The sequence below is a fragment of the Streptomyces cyaneofuscatus genome, from assembly GCF_042718795.1.
Taxonomy (GTDB): Bacteria; Actinomycetota; Actinomycetes; order Streptomycetales; family Streptomycetaceae; genus Streptomyces; species Streptomyces cyaneofuscatus_A.
Genome location: NZ_JBHXOX010000022.1, coordinates 36,433 through 53,437, shown reverse-complemented (window position 1 = coordinate 53,437; position 17,005 = coordinate 36,433). Strand labels below are relative to the sequence as shown.

The window sequence follows — 17,005 nt, the reverse complement described above, 5'->3', positions numbered from 1 at the left end:
CCGCTGCGCCCGGAGGCCGGTACCGGGCGAAGACGATGAGGTGGAAGCGTGCAACTGACCCCGCACGAGCAGGAACGCCTGCTCATCCATGTGGCCGCCGACGTGGCCGAGAAGCGCCGGGCACGCGGGCTGAGGCTCAATCACCCCGAGTCCGTCGCCCTGATCACCGCCCATCTCCTGGAAGGCGCCCGCGACGGCCGCACCGTCGCCGAACTCATGGCGTCCGGCCGCGAACTGCTCACCCGGGACGACGTCATGGAAGGCATCCCCGAGATGCTCCACGACGTCCAGGTCGAGGCCACCTTCCCGGACGGCACCAAGCTCGTCACCGTCCACGACCCGATCGTCTGACGGGGCCGCGCCGATGATTCCCGGAGAGATCCTGTACGGGGACGGGGGCATCGCCCTCAACGAGGGGCGCCCGGTCACCCGCCTCACCGTCCTCAACGCCGCCGACCGCCCCGTCCAGGTCGGCTCCCACTACCACTTCGCCGAGGCCAACCCCGGGCTGCGCTTCGACCGCGCCGCCGCGCACGGACTGCGGCTGCACATCGCGGCCGGTACGGCGGTCCGCTTCGAACCCGGCATCCCCGTGGACGTCGAGCTCGTCCCCCTCGCCGGCCGCCGCATCGTCCCCGGCCTGCGCGGCGAGACCGGAGGTGCCCTCGATGGCTGACCTCAACAGGGCCGTGTACGCGGACCTCTTCGGGCCCACCACCGGCGACCGCATCCGCCTCGCCGACACCGCCCTCTTCGTCGAGATCGAGGAGGACCGCTCCGGCGGCCCCGGACACGCGGGCGACGAGGCGGTCTTCGGCGGCGGCAAGGTGATCCGGGAGTCCATGGGCCAGGCCCGCACCACCCGGGCCGAGGGCGCACCCGACACCGTCATCACGGGCGTCGTCGTGATCGACCACTGGGGCATCGTCAAGGCCGACGTCGGCATCCGCGACGGCCGCATCACCGGCATCGGCAAGGCCGGGAACCCGGACACCATGGACGGGGTCCACCCCGAGCTGGTGATCGGCCCCGAGACCGAGATCATCGCGGGCAACGGCAAGTTGCTGACGGCCGGAGCGGTCGACGCGCACGTCCACTTCATCTCGCCGACCCTTCTCGACCAGGCGCTCTCCAGCGGCATCACCACCCTCGTCGGCGGCGGCACCGGACCCGCCGAGGGCACCAAGGCCACCACGATCACGCCCGGCCCCTGGCACCTGGCCCGGATGTTCGAGGCGCTGGAGACCTTCCCGGTCAACATCGGTCTGCTCGGCAAGGGCAACACGACCTCCCGCGACGCCATGTACTCCCAACTGCACGGCGGTGCGCTGGGATTCAAGATCCACGAGGACTGGGGCGCCACCCCGGCCGCCATCGACGCCTGCCTCACCGTCTGCGAGGAGACCGGCGCCCAGCTCGCCATCCACACCGACACCCTCAACGAGGCCGGGTTCGTCGCCGACACCCTCGCCGCCATCGCCGGGCGCTCCATCCACGCGTACCACACCGAGGGTGCGGGCGGCGGGCACGCGCCCGACATCATCACCGTGGTCTCGGAGCCGTACGTCCTGCCCAGCTCGACCAACCCGACCCGGCCGCACACCGTCAACACCATCGAGGAACACCTCGACATGCTGATGGTCTGCCACCACCTCAACCCGGCCGTCCCCGAGGACCTGGCCTTCGCGGAGTCCCGGATCCGGCCCTCCACCATCGCGGCCGAGGACATCCTGCACGACCTCGGTGCCATCTCGATCATCTCCTCGGACTCGCAGGCGATGGGCCGCATCGGCGAGGTGATCCTGCGGACCTGGCAGACCGCCCACGTCATGAAGGTGCGGCGCGGTGCCCTGCCCGGCGACGGGGCAGCCGACAACCACCGGGTCCGTCGCTATGTCGCCAAATACACCATCAACCCGGCGGTCGCCCAGGGCCTGGACCGGGAGATCGGCTCGGTGGAGAGCGGCAAGCTCGCCGACCTCGTGCTCTGGGACCCGGCGTTCTTCGGGGTGAAGCCGCAGCTCGTCATCAAGGGCGGCCAGATCGCGTACGCGCAGATGGGCGACGCCAACGCCTCCATCCCGACGCCCCAACCGGTGCTGCCCCGGCCGATGTTCGGCGCGCTGGGCCGGGCCGCCGCACGCGGCTCCTTCAACTTCGTGACCGAAACGGCGATCGCGGACGGTCTGCCCGAACGGCTCGGCCTGGAGAAGGAGTTCAGGGCCATCACCAGCACCCGGGGGGTCACGAAGGCGGACATGCGGGAGAACGACGCGATGCCGCACGTCCACGTCGACCCCGACAGCTTCGCCGTCACCATCGACGGCGAACCGGTCGAACCGGCTCCGGCGGCGGAACTGCCCATGGCCCAGCGCTACTTCCTCTTCTGAACCGGGCGGGACCACCAGCCATGTCACGCGCAGCCCTGCTCGTCCTCGCCGACGGCCGGTTCCCCGCCGGCGGCCACGCCCACTCCGGCGGGGCCGAACCGGCCGTCACCCAGGGGCGCATCCGTCACGCCGACGACCTCGCCGCGTTCTGCCGGGGCCGCCTGCACACCACCGGGCTCACGGCCGCCGCCCTCGCCGCGGCGGCCGCCCACGGCCTCGACCCGCTCGCCCTCGACGAGGCCGCCGACGCCCGTACGCCCTCACCCGCCCTGCGGGCCACCGCCCGCAAGCTGGGGCGGCAGATGATGCGGGCCGCCCGCGCCACCTGGCCGAGCCCCGAACTCGACGCGCTCGCCACCGCCCGGCCGCGCGGCGCCCACCAGCCCGTCGTCCTCGGCCTCACCGCCCGGGCGGCGGGGCTGAAATCCGAGGACGCCGCGCACTGTGTCGCGTACGAGACGGTCAGCGGCCCGGCCACCGCCGTGGTCCGGCTGCTCTCCCTCGACCCCTTCCACGCCACCGCCGTACTCGCCCGCCTCGCCCCCGAACTGGACGAGGTGGCGGCGCAGGCCGCCGAGGCCGCCCGGCACGGCATCGACGCCCTGCCCGCCGCCTCCGCCCCGCTCCTCGACATCACCGCCGAGGCGCACGCCGCCTGGCCGGTCCGCCTCTTCGCCTCCTGACCCTCACCATCGAAAGAAAGCAGGAGCAACACCATGCACCTCGGCCACACCCACGACGGCCCCGCCGCCGTCAGCGCCGACGCCACCCGCCCCGACGGCACCCGGCGCGCCCTGCGCATCGGGCTAGGCGGCCCCGTCGGCTCCGGCAAGACAGCCACCGTCGCCGCCCTCTGCCGCGAACTGCGCGACCGGCTCTCCATCGCCGTCGTCACCAACGACATCTACACCCGCGAGGACGCCGAGTTCCTCCTCCGCAACGCGGTCCTGCCGCCCGAGCGCATCCAGGCCGTGGAGACGGGTGCCTGCCCGCACACCGCGATCCGCGACGACATCTCCGCCAACCTCGAAGCGGTCGAGGACCTGGAGGACGCGGTGGGCCCGCTCGACCTGATCCTGGTGGAGTCCGGCGGCGACAACCTCACCGCCACCTTCTCCAAGGGGCTCGTCGACGCTCAGGTCTTCGTCATCGACGTGGCGGGCGGCGACGACATCCCGCGCAAGGGCGGCCCCGGCGTCACCACCGCCGACCTGCTCGTCATCAACAAGACCGACCTCGCCCCCTATGTCGGCTCCGACCTCCAGCGGATGGCGCGCGACGCCAAGGAGCAGCGCGGCGAACTCCCCGTACTCTTCACCTCCTTGACCTCCGCCGAGGGTGTCGGACCGGTCGCCGACTGGGTGCGGGCGCAGCTCGCCGCCTGGACCGCATGAGCGTCCGCGCCACCGCCCGCCTCCGCGCCGAACCCGACGGCCGGGGCGCCACGGCCCTGCCCCTCCTGGAGTCCGCCGGCCCGCTGGCCCTCCGCCGCACCCGCTCCCCGCTCCCGGAACACGCCCGGGTCACCGTCGTCGGCGCCATGAGCGCACCGCTGAACGGCGACCGGCTGGTGATCGAGGCCGAGGTCGCCGACGGCGCCCGCCTCACCGTCGACGCGGCGGCGGCCACGGTGGCGCTCCCGGGCCCTTCTGCGGACACCGGCCCCTCCACGTACGACATCCACCTGGACGTGGGGGAGCGGGCCACCCTGCACTGGCTTCCCGAACAGCTCATCTCCGCCCGCGGCAGCGACCTCCACCAGACCACCCACGTCGAACTAGCCGCGACCGCACGCCTGTTGCTCCGCGAGGAACAGATCCTCGGCCGCCACGGCGAACCCACCGGCGCCCTCACCACCCGCCTCACCGTCCACCGCGCCGGCCGCCCGCTCCTGGACCAGCAACTCGCCTACGGGCCCGGCGCGTCCGGCGGCTGGGACGGCCCGGCCGTCCTCGGCGGCCATCGCGCGGTCGGCCAACTCCTCCTGGCCGACCCGTCCTTCGAGGAGGCTCCGCTCGCCGCCCGCCTCCTCGGCCCCACCGCCGCCCTCACCCCGCTCGCCGGTCCCGCCGTCCTGGTCACGGCGGTGGCCGCCGACGCCCGCCTGCTGCGCGCGATCCTGGACGAGGCGATGTACAAGCTGCTGGACGGCCTCAAGGCGGACACCGGCACCGGCTGAATCCGCTCAGCGGACTTCCTTCACCGGTTATGGGTTCGGTAAAGAAACATGTGTACGCCCTGGCCCCAGGAACCCCGCAGACGAAAGGATCCCCGGAACGCTCCGATGGAGACCACGCCGCCACCGGCGGCGCATCGGACGACGATGGGGGAGGTTCCACGTGGGACGCACAGCAGTGCTCGGCGCGGCCGGCGCGCTGATGGCGGGCGCGCTCGTCGCGGGAGCGATCACCGCGCCCGCCGCAGAAGCGATACCGGTATCCGCCGACAGCCGCCACCATGACCGGGCCGGCTCCGAGGCCCGCGGCGTCAGGATCGCCGCCGAGCGGGCGGCGAAAGCCGGGATCGACTGGAAGGCCTGTCCGGAGGACTGGGGCCTGGCCGCCCCCATCCAGTGCGGCTGGGTGACCGTACCGCTCGACTACGCCAGGCCGAACGGCAAGAAGATCAAGCTCGCCGTCGACCGGCACGCCAGCACCGGCACCCAGGGCGAGCGCCAGGGCGCCCTGATCTACAACCCGGGCGGGCCCGGCGGTTCGGGGATGCGCTTCCCCACCCGCGTCACCAGCAAGAACCCGCTCTGGACCAAGACCGCGAAGGCGTACGACTTCGTCGGCTTCGACCCGCGCGGGGTGGGCCGGTCGGCGCCCATCTCCTGTGTCGACCCGCAGGAGTTCGTGAAGGCGCCGAAGGCGGACCCGGTCCCCGACAGCGAGGCCGACAAGCGTGCCCAGCGGAAGCTGGCCCGTGAGTACGCCGAAGGGTGTGCCGAGCGCAGCGGCTGGATGCTGCCGCACATGACCACCCCCAACACCGCCCGCGACCTCGATGTCATCCGGGCCGCGCTCGGGGAGAAGAAGCTCAACTTCCTCGGCGTCTCCTACGGCACCTACCTGGGCGCCGTCTACGGCACGCTCTTCCCCACCCACGTACGGCGCATGGTCGTCGACAGCGTGGTCGACCCCTCGGGGGAGAGCATCTGGTACCGGGCCAACCTGAACCAGGACATCGCCTTCCAGATGCGCTGGGACGACTGGAAGGCGTGGGTCGCCGAGCACGACTCCGTCTACGGCATCGGCGACACCCCGCAGAAGGTCGAGAAGGAGTGGCTGAAGCTCCGCGCGGCCGCCAAGAGGGCGCCCATCGGCGGGGTCGTCGGACCCGCCGAACTCATCGGCTTCTTCCAGAGCGCCCCGTACTACGACTCCGCCTGGGCGCCCACCGCGAAGACCTGGAGCGCCTACCGGGCCGGTGACACCCAGGCGCTGATCGACGCCGCCGCCCCCGACATGAGCGACCTCAAGGGCAACGCGTCGGCCGAGAACGGCAACGCCGTCTACAGCGCCGTCGAGTGCGCGGACGCCAAGTGGCCCACCAGTTGGCGCACCTGGGACCGGGACAACACCCGGCTGCACAAGAAGTACCCGTTCATGACGTGGGCCAACGCGTGGATGAACCTGCCCTGCGCCACCTGGCCGGCCAAGCAGCAGACCCCGCTGAACGTGAAGACGGGCAAGGGCCTGCCGCCGGTCCTCATCGTGCAGGCCGAGCGCGACGCCGCCACTCCGTACGAGGGCGCCGTCGAGCTGCACCAGCGCTTCAAGGGCTCGCGGCTCATCACCGAGAAGGGCGCCGGCTCCCACGGTGTCACCGGACTGGTCAACCCGTGCGTCAACGAGCGGGTGGACACCTACCTGCTCACCGGGAGGACCGACCGGCGCGACGTGACGTGCACCCCGCACGCCACGCCGAAGCCGTAGGACACCGGTGAGGCGTACGGCCGGGGCCCCGCATCCTCAGCGGCCGCCCCGGTCGTACGCCTCCAGCCACGCGTCCTCCGCCGCATAGTCGAAGAGCGCCTCCCCATAGTTCCGCGCTATCTTCGGGAAGGCCTCCCGCCAGTCCCGCCCCGCCAGCTCTCCGGCCAGCCACTCCACGGTCTCCGGCAGCGACTCCCCGTACCCCGTCACCGGCCGGTACCCGAGCTCCCGTTCCGCCGCCGCCATGTCGTACACCACGGGATGCGCCCCGCTCCACGGTGTATCGCCCACGCCCCCCTCCGGCGCCGGACCGTCCACCAGGACCGTCTCCGTCTCCCGGCCGAGCACCGCGTCGATCGCCGCCCCGATCCCGGCGACCGTGGGGGCCTGCGGGTCCGCCGCGTTCAGCGCGCGCGATCCCGGCTTTCGGGCGGCCAGCCGGATCAGCTCCGCCACGTTGGACACATGGACCGGGTGGAAGCGGCTCTCGCCGCCGTACGCGAGCACCCGCCGCCGGCGCCCGTCCAGCAGCCGCTTCACGAAGTACAGCTCGCGCGGTGTCCGGCAGTGCGGTCCGTGGACCGCGCCCGCCCGCAGCAGGGTCACCGGCAGCGCGTCGCCCGCCGCCAGCAGCTCACGCTCCAGCAGCACCTTCCGCGTCCCGTACGTCGCGTCGCCCGGCTCCACCGTGCGCTGGGTCTCCGGCAGCGGCACGGGGTAGCGGGGGAAGCCGTCGGGTTCGGCCTGGGTGTCGAAGCTGCGGCCGCGCTCGTCCTCGTACACCGCACCGCTGGAGATCACCACCGCCGAGCCCACCCGCCCGGAGAGCCCTGTGAGCTGCCGCGCGTGCGCCGAGCCGAACGCCACCATGTCGACCAGGACGTCACAGTCCTCGCCGAGCGCCCTCTCCAGCGCGCCCTCCTCGTCCCGGTCGAGGGCCAGGGCCCGGACCCCGTCACCCCACCCCTCGTCCCGGCCGCCGCCCCGCGAGAGCGCGGTCACCTCCCAGCCGTCGACGGCGAGCGCACTCACCGCGGCGCGCCCGATCTGTCCTGTCGCTCCCAGCACCCACGCGTGTCCCTGGTTCATGGAACCGACGCTAGGGGGAGCGGTCCGCGCCGGACCAGCCCGCTCTGCCGTCGGCGAATCCGCCGTCAGCGTCGCAGTTTGGGGAACTTCCTCGGCGGCGCGGCCTCCTGCTCGGCGGCCTTCACCTTCGCCGCGTACTCGTCGACGTACTCCTGGCCGGAGAGTTCGAGGATCGCGTACATGATCTCGTCCGTCACGGCCCGGATCGCGGCCTTCTGGTTCTCCATCCCCGCGTAGCGCGAGAAGTCCAGCGGCTCACCGAACCGGATCGCTACCTGCTTGATCTTGGGGAGTTTCTGGCCGGGCGGCTGGATCTCGAACGTGCCGAGCATGGCGCACGGGATCACCGGCACCCCCGCGGTGAGCGCCATGACCGCCACCCCGACCTTGCCCTTGTAGAGCCGGCCGTCGTGCGAGCGGGTGCCCTCCGGGTAGATCCCCAGCAGCTCGCCCTTGCTCAGCACGCCCAGGCCCTCGCGGATCGCCGCCTGGCCCGCGTCCTTGCCCGAGCGGTCCACCGGGATCTGGCCCGCGCTGTGGAAGAAGGCAGCGGTGAGCCTGCCCTTGATGCCCGGGCCGGTGAAGTACTCGGCCTTCGCGAGGAAGGTGATGCGCCGCTTGAGGATGGCGGGCATGAGGAAGTGGTCGGAGAAGGAGAGATGATTGCCCGCGACGATCGCCGCGCCGTCCTCCGGGATGTTCTCCAGACCTTGGATCCGAGGGCGGAACAGCACCCGCAGCACGGGCCCCAGCACGACATATTTCAGGATGTAATAAAACACCTTGTGGGTGCACCTCGCTCTGCCGGGCCGGCGTCAGGGCTGCGTTCTGCCAGGTCGCTGCGTACTACCAGGTCATGGTTGTGCCGGGGACGTCAGTGTAGGTCCCCGGCATCACCGTGCGACCGTGGCGGAACCGGTCGACCGGCTCGTACCCGCCACGAGGCCCGTCAGGCGTGTCCGCCGCGCCCGTCACCCGTCAGGTGTCCTGGGTGGCCAGCATGCCGAGCGTGCAGAGCCCCAGCACGATCCAGCCGAACCAGAGCCAGCCACTGCTGCCCAGGGCCACCGTGTAGGCCGTCACCGTGACCAGCGCCCCGACGGTCAGATATCCCATGGTTTTCGTCGATCCGGACATGCGCGTACCCTCCTCGTCGGCCGCGCGGCCGTTCACTCCATGGTCACCCCGATGACGCCCCCGGCGCTACTGTCGCGCCTGCAATGACGCGAGATAGGCGTTGTACGCCTCCAGTTCCTTGTCCCCGTCGCGGTCGGCGGCCCGGTCCGAGCGCTTCGCCGCACGCTGCTCGGAGTGGTACCACTGGTAGACCAGCGCGATCAGCACCAGCACGGACGGGATCTCGCTGAACGCCCACGCGATGCCGCCCGCCCAGTTCTGGTCGCTGAGGGCGTCGATACCGAGGGACGCGGGCGGATTCTCGTACGTCTTGACCATCGGGGTGGTCGCCATCATCAGCGCGATCCCGAAGAACGCGTGGAACGGCATTCCGGCGAACAGCTCCAGCATCCGCATCACATAGCCCGGCCGGTGCGGGCCCGGGTCGACGCCCATGATCGGCCAGAAGAAGACCAGGCCGACGGCGAGGAAGTGCACCATCATCCCGATGTGGCCGGGCTTGGAGCCCATCAGGAAGTCGAAGATCGGCGTGAAGTACAGCGCGTACAGGCTCGCGATGAAGAGCGGGATCGTGAACGCCGGATGCGTGATGATCTTCATGTAGCGGCTGTGCAGCAGCTTCAGGAGCAGCTCGCGCGGCCCGGTCCGGCCCCGGGCGGCAGGCGGCAGCGCGCGAAGCGCCAGCGTCACCGGGGCGCCCAGGAGCAGCAGGATCGGCGACAGCATGCTGATCACCATGTGCTGCACCATGTGCACGCTGAACATGACCATGCCGTAGTCGTTGAGCTTGGTGCACATCACCAGGGCGATGCTCAGCACGCCCACGGTGAAGAAGACGATCCGGTTGACCGGCCAGCCGTCCCCGCGCCGGCGCAGCCGCGCCACGCCGTACCCGTACAGGGCGAGCGCCAGGAGGCAGCCGGTCAGGAAGAACGGCTCGACGGACAGCTCCAGCCCCCGTCCCAGCGTGAACGGCGGCAGATCCATGTTCATGCCGTGCCCGCTGTGATCCATCTGTTCACTCCCGATGGGGACACGTCCCCGTTTCGTGCCGGTTGTCCGGTACAGCGTAGAACTGCCCCCGGCCGCGCTCGCGGCCGGGGGCAGTTCTGGAAGAGCGGCGAACTAAAGTACGCACTCCGCTTCGGCGTACCGCTCGGCCGGGACCGTCTTCAGCGTCTCGACCGCCTCCGCCAGCGGGACCATCACGATGTCGGTGCCGCGCAGCGCGGTCAGCATCCCGAACTCGCCCCGGTGCGCCGCCTCCACCGCGTGCCAGCCGAACCGGGTCGCCAGGACGCGGTCGTACGCGGTCGGCGTGCCGCCGCGCTGGACGTGGCCGAGGATGACCGGGCGGGCCTCCTTGCCGAGCCGCTGCTCCAGCTCACCGGAGAGCTGTGTGGCCACTCCGGCGAACCGCTCGTGGCCGTAGATGTCCTTGACGCCCTGCTCGAACTGCATGGAGCCCTCACGGGGCTTGGCGCCCTCGGCGACCACCACGATGGCGAACTTCTTGCCCGCCGAGAAGCGCTTGCCGACCAGCGCGGTCAGCTCGTCGATGTCGAAGGGGCGCTCGGGCACGACGATGGCGTGGGCGCCGGCCGCCATCCCGGAGTGCAGGGCGATCCAGCCGGTGTGACGGCCCATGACCTCGACGATCAGCACCCGCTGGTGGGACTCGGCGGTGGTCTTCAGCCGGTCCAGCGCCTCGGTCGCGACACCGACGGCGGTGTCGAAGCCGAAGGTGACGTCGGTGGAGGCGATGTCGTTGTCGATGGTCTTGGGGACGCCGACGATGGGCAGTCCCGCCTCGGAGAGGAGGTTGGCCGCCTTCAGCGTGCCCTCGCCGCCGATCGGGATGATGGCGTCGAGGCCGAGGTCGGCGACATGGCCGCGGGCCCGCTCCACACCGTCGCGCAGGTGCGCGGGCTGCACCCGGGAGGAGCCGAGGATCGTGCCGCCTCGGGCCAGGATGCCGCCCACCGCGTCGAGGTCGAGCTTGCGGTAGTCGGCCTCCAGCAGGCCCTTCCACCCGTCGTGGAACCCGATGACCTCGTCGCCGTGGTCCACCACCGCGCGGTGCACGACGGAACGGATGACGGCGTTGAGGCCGGGGCAGTCGCCGCCGGAGGTGAGTACGCCAATGCGCATGGCCCGGAAACCTTTGCAACGTTGAGTCGACGACCGGACCACGTCGTCCGGTTGGATCCCCGCCACCCTACCGGCGCAGGGTGGCGGGACCGAACCGTGCGTCCGCCTGCTGGACTCCGCTCAACCGAGCGGAAAATCCCTCATGCGGACGTTGCTCACGCGAGCGCGGAGCGCCTCAGGCGGGCTGTGTCGCCGAGGCGATCCGCTCCGCGCGCAGCGCCTCGTACCAGCGGTCGTCCGTGGGCGGCAGCGCGTTCACGTCGAGCGCCAGCTTCAGCAGGTGGTCGGCGATCTGCGGGTTGCGGGCCATCACGGGGCCGTGCATGTACGTCCCGAAGACCGTGTCGTTGTACGCGCCCTCCGTGCCGTCCCCCGTGCCGTTGCCCCGGCCGAACCGCACCCGGGCGAACGGCCGTGCCGTCGGGCCGAGGTGGGTGACGCCCTGGTGGTTCTCGAACCCGGTCAGCGCCTCCAGACCGAGGTGCGGGTCGATGTCCGCCAGTACGTCGCCGACGCACCGCGCACCCTCGCCGCGGGTCGAGACCACGTCGAGGAGGCCGAGACCCTGCTCGCGCTCACCGAGGTCGTTGATGAACTCGTGGCCGAGGATCTGGTACCCCGCGCAGACCGAGAAGATGATCGCGCCGTTGGACGCGGCCCGGCTCAGCCCGCCGTCGCGGCGCAGCCGCTCCGCCGCGAGGCGCTGGGGCCGGTCCTCGCCGCCGCCGATCAGATAGATGTCGCCGGACGTCGGCACCGGCTGGTCGCTGCGCACGTCGACGCGCTGCACATCCAGACCGCGCTGCCGGGCCCGCCGCTCCACGACCAGGGCGTTGCCCTGGTCGCCGTAGGTGCTGAGCAGGTCGGGGTAGACCCAGACCAGACGCAGACCGTTGTTGCTCATGCTTCGTCCTCTCCGGAGGTGGCCGGGGCCGGGGTCAGTTGCCGACACGACGGCGCAGATCCTGGAAGGCGGTGTAGTTGGCGATGACCTCGATACGGCCGGGCGGCGCGTACTGCACGGCCTCGTCGAGGTTCTCGCAGACCCGGAAGTCGAGACCGGCGACTTCGAGGCGGACCGCGAGGTCCAGCTTCCGGTCGCCGAGCACGAAGATCGGGTGGCCGGCGAGCTGGGTGTAGTCGACGTCCCAGAGCCAGGAGGTGTCCGTGCCGTCGGCGCCGCGCGCGTTGACGGAGAGGATCACCGGCGTCGGCGGCGGGTCGATCAGCGAGAACGTCTCCAGCCAGCCGGCCGGGTTCTTCGCCAGCAGCAGCCGCAGCTCACGGTTGTTGAAGCTCACCACGTCGTAGCGTCCGGCGACCGCCTGCACCTGGTACATGCGCTCCAGCGCGACCTGCGGCGGCACCCCGAAGACGGCGGCGACGGCGGCCGAGCTGGCGGCGTTCGCCTTGTTGGCGCGGCCCGGGAGCTGGAGGTGGATCGGCCAGGCCGAACCGTGCGGGTCCAGGACGTAGTCGCCGTTGAGCGCCCAGCTCGGGGCGGGGCGGCGGAAGCCGCACTGCCCGCAGAACCAGTCCTCGCCGGGGCGCTGCATCACACCGCCGCAGGACGGGCAGGACCAGGCGTCGTCCTTCCACGCCTGACCGGCCGCCACCCACACCACGTTCGGCGAGGAGGAGGCCGCCCAGACGACCAGCGGGTCGTCCGCGTTGGCGATGATCACGGCCTTGGAGCCGGAGAGGCCCTCGCGCCAGTGCTCGGCCATCATCCGGGTCTCCGCCGCGCGGTCCAACTGGTCGCGGGAGAGGTTGAGCAGCGCGATCGCCTTGGGGGTGGTGTCGCGGGCGACACCGGCCAGGTACTTCTCGTCGACCTCGATCACGCCGAACTTCGCGTCCGAGCCGCCGGCCAGCGCCGAGGTGATGCCCGCGGGCATGTTCGCGCCGAGCGCGTTCGACACGACGGGCCCGGCGGCCCCCAGCGCCTCGGCGATCAGCCGGGTCGTCGTCGTCTTGCCGTTCGTCGCCGACACGAGGATCACGTCCAGGTGCTGCGCCAGCCGCCCCAGCAGGTCGGGGTCGAGTTTGAGCGCCACCCGGCCGCCGATCACCGATCCGCTGCCCCGCCCCGCGGCGCGTGACACCGCCGCCGCGGCCTTGCCCGCCGTCACGGCCAGCTTGGCCCGCGGCGACAACGGCTCCGTGTTGCCTGCCATCGTCCTAGATCCTCCTTGCATCGGTCCGCGCCCAGCCTATCGATGTCCGGCGCGGCGACCGCACCGCGGCACCACGGGAACTCCCCGGTCGCGGCGGAACGTACGCTTGCCGCCATGCGAAACCGCCCGATCCCCGGCAGTTCCGGACTCGTCCGTGAGATGAGTCTGCTCGGCGACCCGTTGCTCCACCGTGCCTGTGAGGACGTCACGGAGTTCGGGCCTTCGCTCGCGAGGCTGGTCGAGGACATGTTCGCCACGATGTACGCCGCGCACGGTGTCGGGCTCGCCGCCAACCAGATCGGCGTCCCGCTCAAAGTGTTCGTCTACGACTGCCCGGACGACGACGACGTCCGTCATCTGGGACACGTCGTCAACCCCGAGCTGGTCGAGGCGGACGGACTCACCGTACGCGGACCGGAGGGCTGTCTGTCACTTCCGGGTCTGGAAGCGGGCACGGAACGCTTCGACCACGCGGTGGTCGAGGGCTTCACGATGACGGGTGAGCCGGTGCGGATCGTGGGGACGGGGTGGTTCGCCCGGTGCCTCCAGCACGAGTGCGACCACCTGGAGGGCCGGGTCTACACCGACCGGCTGACCGGGCTGCGGAGGTCCCGGGCGCTACGAGCGGCGCGCCGGGCGCCGTGGGCGCGTAGGGACGAGGCCTAGAACCCAGGGCCGCTGCTGTACGAGGGAGACGTACGGAAGATGTACGGGCCTCTGGAACCCGGCCCGCCCTCGTGCGGGAGCGGCGTACGGGCCGCTAGAACCCAGGGCCGCCCTTGACGTCGCGGTCGCCCGCCTCCGTCAGCCGCCCCCACAGCAGGTCCGCGAGGCTGCGCACCAGCCGCTCGCGGGAGCAGGGCCGGTCGGCGAGCCACCAGTCGCCCGCCGCGTGCATCATGCCGACGATCCCGTGGCCCCAGATCCGCGCCATCTGCTCGCCGTCCGGGCCCAGGTCCACCCGCTCGGCGATCACCTGGCCCAGCTCCTCGCCGAGGCGGCGCAGCAGCGGGGCGGAGTGGCGGCCGACGTCGAAGCCCTGCTCGGGGGAGAGGGCGGCCTCCGCGGAGATGGCGGAGTCATCGGAAGGGTGCATCAGGAAGCGGTAGACCTGCGGGCGGGCCTCGATCGCGGCGAGATAGGTGTCGAGCGTGGCCTCGACCCGGGCGCGGCGCTCGGCGGGTGCGTCCAGGGCCGCGCGGAGGGCGCTGAGGAGCGCGTCGGTGTGGCGTTTGGCCAGCGCGCGGTAGAGGCCGCCCTTGTCCCCGAAGTGGCGGTAGAGGATCGGCTTGGTGATCCCGGCCTCGGCGGCGATCGCGTTCATCGACGCCTGCGGGCCGTCCCTGAGCACCACCCGGTCCGCCGCTTCGAGCAGTTCGCGGCGGCGGGCCTCGGCCGCGGTCCGCTGCCGTTCGGCGCCGTGTGTGGTCTCCATGTCGTCTCTCCCACCCCTGGCCCTGCAATTTCTTCACGTCTGCTTCTTCGCGCCTGCGCAACGTAACACCACGCCCGGCGCCCTTGTCGATCAGCTCCGGGGCTGTTGACAGCGGCTACTGTCCGGTAACAGACTGCGGTTACCGCAAGTAACGCATGCTTTTCACGGCAGTGCATGGAGGGGAACATGGCCGAGTTCACACTCGATCTCAACGACGACCAGAAGCAGGTCCGTGACTGGCTGCACGGCTTCGCGGCGGATGTGATCCGCCCCGCGGCCTCGGAGTGGGACGAGCGTGAGGAAACGCCCTGGCCCGTCATCCAGGAGGCGGCCAAGGTCGGCATCTACTCCCTCGACTTCTACGCCCAGCAGTTCTTCGACCCTACGGGGCTCGGCATCCCCATGGCCATGGAAGAGCTGTTCTGGGGCGACGCGGGCATCGCCCTCTCCATCGTCGGTACGGGCCTGGCGGCCGTCGGCGTCCTCGCCAACGGCACCGAGGAGCAGATCGGCACCTGGATCCCGCAGATGTACGGCGACGCGAACGACGTGAAGGTCGCCGCCTTCTGCTCCTCCGAGCCCGACGCCGGATCCGACGTCGCCTCCATGCGGACGCGGGCCGTCTACGACGAGGCCAAGGACGAGTGGGTCCTGAACGGCACCAAGACCTGGGCGACCAACGGCGGCATAGCCAACGTCCACGTGGTGGTCGCCGTCGTCGACGCGGACCTCGGCTCCAAGGGCCACGCCTCCTTCATCGTGCCGCCCGCCACCCCCGGGCTCTCCCAGGGCCAGAAGTTCAAGAAGCACGGCATCCGGGCCTCGCACACCGCCGAGGTGGTCCTGGAGGACGTCCGCGTCCCCGGCCACTGCCTGCTCGGCGGCAAGGAGAAGCTCGACGAGCGGCTCGCCCGCGCCCGGGAGCGCGCCAAGGCGGGCGGCGAGCGGGTCAAGAACGCGGCGATGGCCACCTTCGAGGCCTCGCGCCCGGCCGTCGGCGCCATGGCCGTGGGCACCGCCCGGGCGGCGTACGAGGTCGCGCTCGACTACGCGAAGACGCGCACCCAGTTCGGCCGCCCGATCATCGACAACCAGGGCATCGCCTTCCAGCTCGCCGACATGCGCACCCGGATCGACGCGGCCCGGCTGCTCGTGTGGCGCGCCTCCTGGATGGCGACCACCGGCAAGCCGTTCACCTCGGCGGAGGGCTCCATGTCGAAGCTCTACGCCAGCGAGACCGCCAAGAAGGTCACCGCGCAGGCCGTCCAGATCCTCGGCGGCAACGGCTTCACCCGCGAGTACCCGGTCGAGCGGATGCACCGGGACGCCGCGATCTACACCATCTTCGAGGGCACCAGCGAGATCCAGCGCCTGGTGATCGCGCGGACGCTGTCGGGCATGCCGATCCGCTAGCGGGCATGCCGGAAGAAGGGGGCCGTCCCGGGACGGCCCCCTTCACGTTCACGCCACCGCTCAGCCGGGCAGCTGCGCCTCGATCGCCGCCACGACCTCCGTCGACTCCGGCTCGCTGCGCGGGCGGATGCGGGCCACCGGCTCACCGGCCGGCGAGATCACGAACTTCTCGAAGTTCCACTGGACGTCCCCGGCCTCCCCGTCCGCGTCCGCCAGCTTCGTCAGCTCCGCGTACAGCGGGTGCCGGCCGGCACCGTTGACCTCGATCTTCTCCAGGAGCGGGAAGGTCACGCCGTACGTCGTCGAGCAGAAGGTCTCGATCTCCTCCGCGCTCCCCGGCTCCTGCCCGGCGAACTGGTTGCACGGCACACCGAGCACCGTCAGCCCCCGGTCCCCGTACGTCTGCTGCAGCCGCTCCAGGCCCTCGTACTGCGGGGTGAGCCCGCACTTGGACGCCACGTTCACCAGCAGGACGGTCCGGCCGCTCCAGGCGCCCAGGGTGGTCGGCTCACCGGCGAGGGTGTGCAGCGGAATGTCGTGCAGCGTCATGAAGCTCTCCCTGATCATCGCGTGCGTGGTGCCCATTGTGCCGCCCGCCTGTTGCCGCTCAGGGCCCGGCGAGCTCCTTGTAGTAGAAGGTGGTCGGCTTGAGGCTGCCCGCCGGGTCGGCCGCGTATCCCGGTACGGAGCCCACTTCCGTCCAGCCCGCCTTGCAGTAGACCTGCTCGGCCAGACTGCCGCTCTCGGTGTCCAGGATCAGCAGCGCGATGCCCTGAACCTGCGCGTACGCCTCCACGGCGTCCAGCAGCGCCCGCCCGAGCCCCTGCCCCCGGGCGGCGGGGCGGACCATCAGCTTGGCGACCTCGGCGCGGTGGCGGGCGTTCGGCAGCGGCGCCCGGACCAGGGCGATGGTCCCGGCGACCCGGCCGCCCTCCCGGGCGATCCAGATGGAGACCTCCCCGGACTCCACGGCGCCCGCGCGCTCCCGCCACCAGACGGCGGCCTTCTCCCGGTCCAGCGGGGCCAGGAAGCCCACCGATGAGCCCTCCTCGACGGTCTCCACGAGCAGCTCGGCCATCTCATCGGCGTACGTGACCAGCTCGGGGCCGGTCACGTGGACGATCTCGGTCATGCGCAGGGGTCCTTTCACAGCGGAACAGGCGGGAGGGGTACGGGACTCAGGGCCGGACGCCGACGTGATCCGGCTCCTCCGCCGTATCTCTTCCTATCCGCATGGTGTCCCCGATATGCGGGAGGCGCCGATCGGGGGAGCGC

19 protein-coding genes are annotated in these 17,005 nt (G+C 71.5%); 9 read left to right on the top strand and 10 right to left on the bottom strand.

Annotated features, from left to right (window positions below):
• The first annotated feature begins 48 nt into the window (after window positions 1-48).
• The 7 genes from ACFWRT_RS24475 to ACFWRT_RS24445 all read left to right on the top strand — a co-directional run bounded on the left by ACFWRT_RS24475 (window position 49) and on the right by ACFWRT_RS24445 (window position 6,328).
• Window positions 49-351 (top strand): urease subunit gamma, encoded by a 303-nt coding sequence (locus ACFWRT_RS24475; RefSeq protein WP_380952498.1) that lies wholly within the window; start codon window positions 49-51, stop codon window positions 349-351.
• Between the two features lie 13 nt (window positions 352-364).
• Window positions 365-676 (top strand): urease subunit beta, encoded by a 312-nt coding sequence (locus ACFWRT_RS24470; RefSeq protein WP_380952499.1) that lies wholly within the window; start codon window positions 365-367, stop codon window positions 674-676.
• Window positions 669-2,390 carry an urease subunit alpha gene (locus ACFWRT_RS24465; protein ID WP_380952501.1) on the top strand — a complete coding sequence of 574 codons (1,722 nt, stop codon included), beginning with the start codon at window positions 669-671 and terminating at the stop codon, window positions 2,388-2,390. The genes ACFWRT_RS24470 and ACFWRT_RS24465 overlap by 8 nt, the downstream gene beginning before the upstream one ends.
• Window positions 2,391-2,410: 20 nt before the next feature.
• Window positions 2,411-3,073 carry an urease accessory protein UreF gene (locus ACFWRT_RS24460; protein ID WP_380952503.1) on the top strand — a complete coding sequence of 221 codons (663 nt, stop codon included), beginning with the start codon at window positions 2,411-2,413 and terminating at the stop codon, window positions 3,071-3,073.
• A gap of 33 nt (window positions 3,074-3,106) precedes the next feature.
• Entirely contained in the window at window positions 3,107-3,784 is a 678-nt protein-coding gene (gene ureG, locus ACFWRT_RS24455) for an urease accessory protein UreG (RefSeq protein WP_355876962.1), read from the top strand.
• Complete coding sequence (locus tag ACFWRT_RS24450; protein WP_380952504.1) at window positions 3,781-4,569, top strand: urease accessory protein UreD; 789 nt, start codon at window positions 3,781-3,783, stop codon at window positions 4,567-4,569. The genes ureG and ACFWRT_RS24450 overlap by 4 nt, the downstream gene beginning before the upstream one ends.
• Window positions 4,570-4,768: 199 nt before the next feature.
• Window positions 4,769-6,328: an alpha/beta hydrolase gene (locus tag ACFWRT_RS24445; RefSeq protein ID WP_380952529.1), complete on the top strand. Its 1,560-nt coding sequence runs from the start codon at window positions 4,769-4,771 to the stop codon at window positions 6,326-6,328.
• A gap of 36 nt (window positions 6,329-6,364) precedes the next feature.
• Here ACFWRT_RS24445 and ACFWRT_RS24440 read toward each other — a convergent pair whose 3' ends face one another.
• From ACFWRT_RS24440 to ACFWRT_RS24410, 7 genes are all read right to left on the bottom strand, one after another.
• A complete protein-coding gene (locus ACFWRT_RS24440) occupies window positions 6,365-7,417 on the bottom strand; it encodes an NAD-dependent epimerase/dehydratase family protein (protein ID WP_380952505.1) in 1,053 nt (350 codons plus the stop codon).
• Window positions 7,418-7,482: 65 nt separating this feature from the next.
• Window positions 7,483-8,199 carry a lysophospholipid acyltransferase family protein gene (locus tag ACFWRT_RS24435; RefSeq protein WP_380952506.1) on the bottom strand — a complete coding sequence of 239 codons (717 nt, stop codon included), beginning with the start codon at window positions 8,197-8,199 and terminating at the stop codon, window positions 7,483-7,485.
• Between the two features lie 196 nt (window positions 8,200-8,395).
• Entirely contained in the window at window positions 8,396-8,554 is a 159-nt protein-coding gene (locus ACFWRT_RS24430) for a hypothetical protein (protein WP_043186658.1), read from the bottom strand.
• Between the two features lie 66 nt (window positions 8,555-8,620).
• The gene (locus tag ACFWRT_RS24425) at window positions 8,621-9,568 is read right to left on the bottom strand and encodes a cytochrome c oxidase assembly protein (RefSeq protein ID WP_380952507.1); all 948 of its coding nucleotides are present in this window, start codon (window positions 9,566-9,568) and stop codon (window positions 8,621-8,623) included.
• Window positions 9,569-9,679: 111 nt separating this feature from the next.
• Complete coding sequence (locus tag ACFWRT_RS24420; protein WP_006122876.1) at window positions 9,680-10,705, bottom strand: 6-phosphofructokinase; 1,026 nt, start codon at window positions 10,703-10,705, stop codon at window positions 9,680-9,682.
• Between the two features lie 175 nt (window positions 10,706-10,880).
• Window positions 10,881-11,609 carry a type 1 glutamine amidotransferase gene (locus ACFWRT_RS24415; protein WP_030567487.1) on the bottom strand — a complete coding sequence of 243 codons (729 nt, stop codon included), beginning with the start codon at window positions 11,607-11,609 and terminating at the stop codon, window positions 10,881-10,883.
• A gap of 34 nt (window positions 11,610-11,643) precedes the next feature.
• Complete coding sequence (locus tag ACFWRT_RS24410) at window positions 11,644-12,882, bottom strand: Mur ligase family protein (RefSeq protein WP_380952508.1); 1,239 nt, start codon at window positions 12,880-12,882, stop codon at window positions 11,644-11,646.
• Window positions 12,883-12,996: 114 nt separating this feature from the next.
• Between ACFWRT_RS24410 and def the strand changes: the two genes are divergently transcribed.
• Window positions 12,997-13,548, top strand: a complete 552-nt coding sequence (def, locus tag ACFWRT_RS24405; protein ID WP_380952509.1) for a peptide deformylase — start codon at window positions 12,997-12,999, stop codon at window positions 13,546-13,548.
• Window positions 13,549-13,642: 94 nt separating this feature from the next.
• Here def and ACFWRT_RS24400 read toward each other — a convergent pair whose 3' ends face one another.
• Entirely contained in the window at window positions 13,643-14,317 is a 675-nt protein-coding gene (locus ACFWRT_RS24400) for a TetR/AcrR family transcriptional regulator (protein ID WP_380952510.1), read from the bottom strand.
• 186 nt (window positions 14,318-14,503) lie between these two features.
• On the opposite strand from ACFWRT_RS24400, the gene ACFWRT_RS24395 reads away from it, so the two are divergent.
• Window positions 14,504-15,730: an acyl-CoA dehydrogenase family protein gene (locus ACFWRT_RS24395; RefSeq protein ID WP_380952511.1), complete on the top strand. Its 1,227-nt coding sequence runs from the start codon at window positions 14,504-14,506 to the stop codon at window positions 15,728-15,730.
• Between the two features lie 60 nt (window positions 15,731-15,790).
• Here the strand turns inward: ACFWRT_RS24395 and ACFWRT_RS24390 are convergent, their stop codons facing one another.
• The gene (locus tag ACFWRT_RS24390; protein ID WP_128850240.1) at window positions 15,791-16,279 is read right to left on the bottom strand and encodes a glutathione peroxidase; all 489 of its coding nucleotides are present in this window, start codon (window positions 16,277-16,279) and stop codon (window positions 15,791-15,793) included.
• A gap of 58 nt (window positions 16,280-16,337) precedes the next feature.
• Window positions 16,338-16,862, bottom strand: a complete 525-nt coding sequence (locus tag ACFWRT_RS24385) for a GNAT family N-acetyltransferase (protein WP_380952512.1) — start codon at window positions 16,860-16,862, stop codon at window positions 16,338-16,340.
• Window positions 16,863-17,005: the final 143 nt, after the last annotated feature.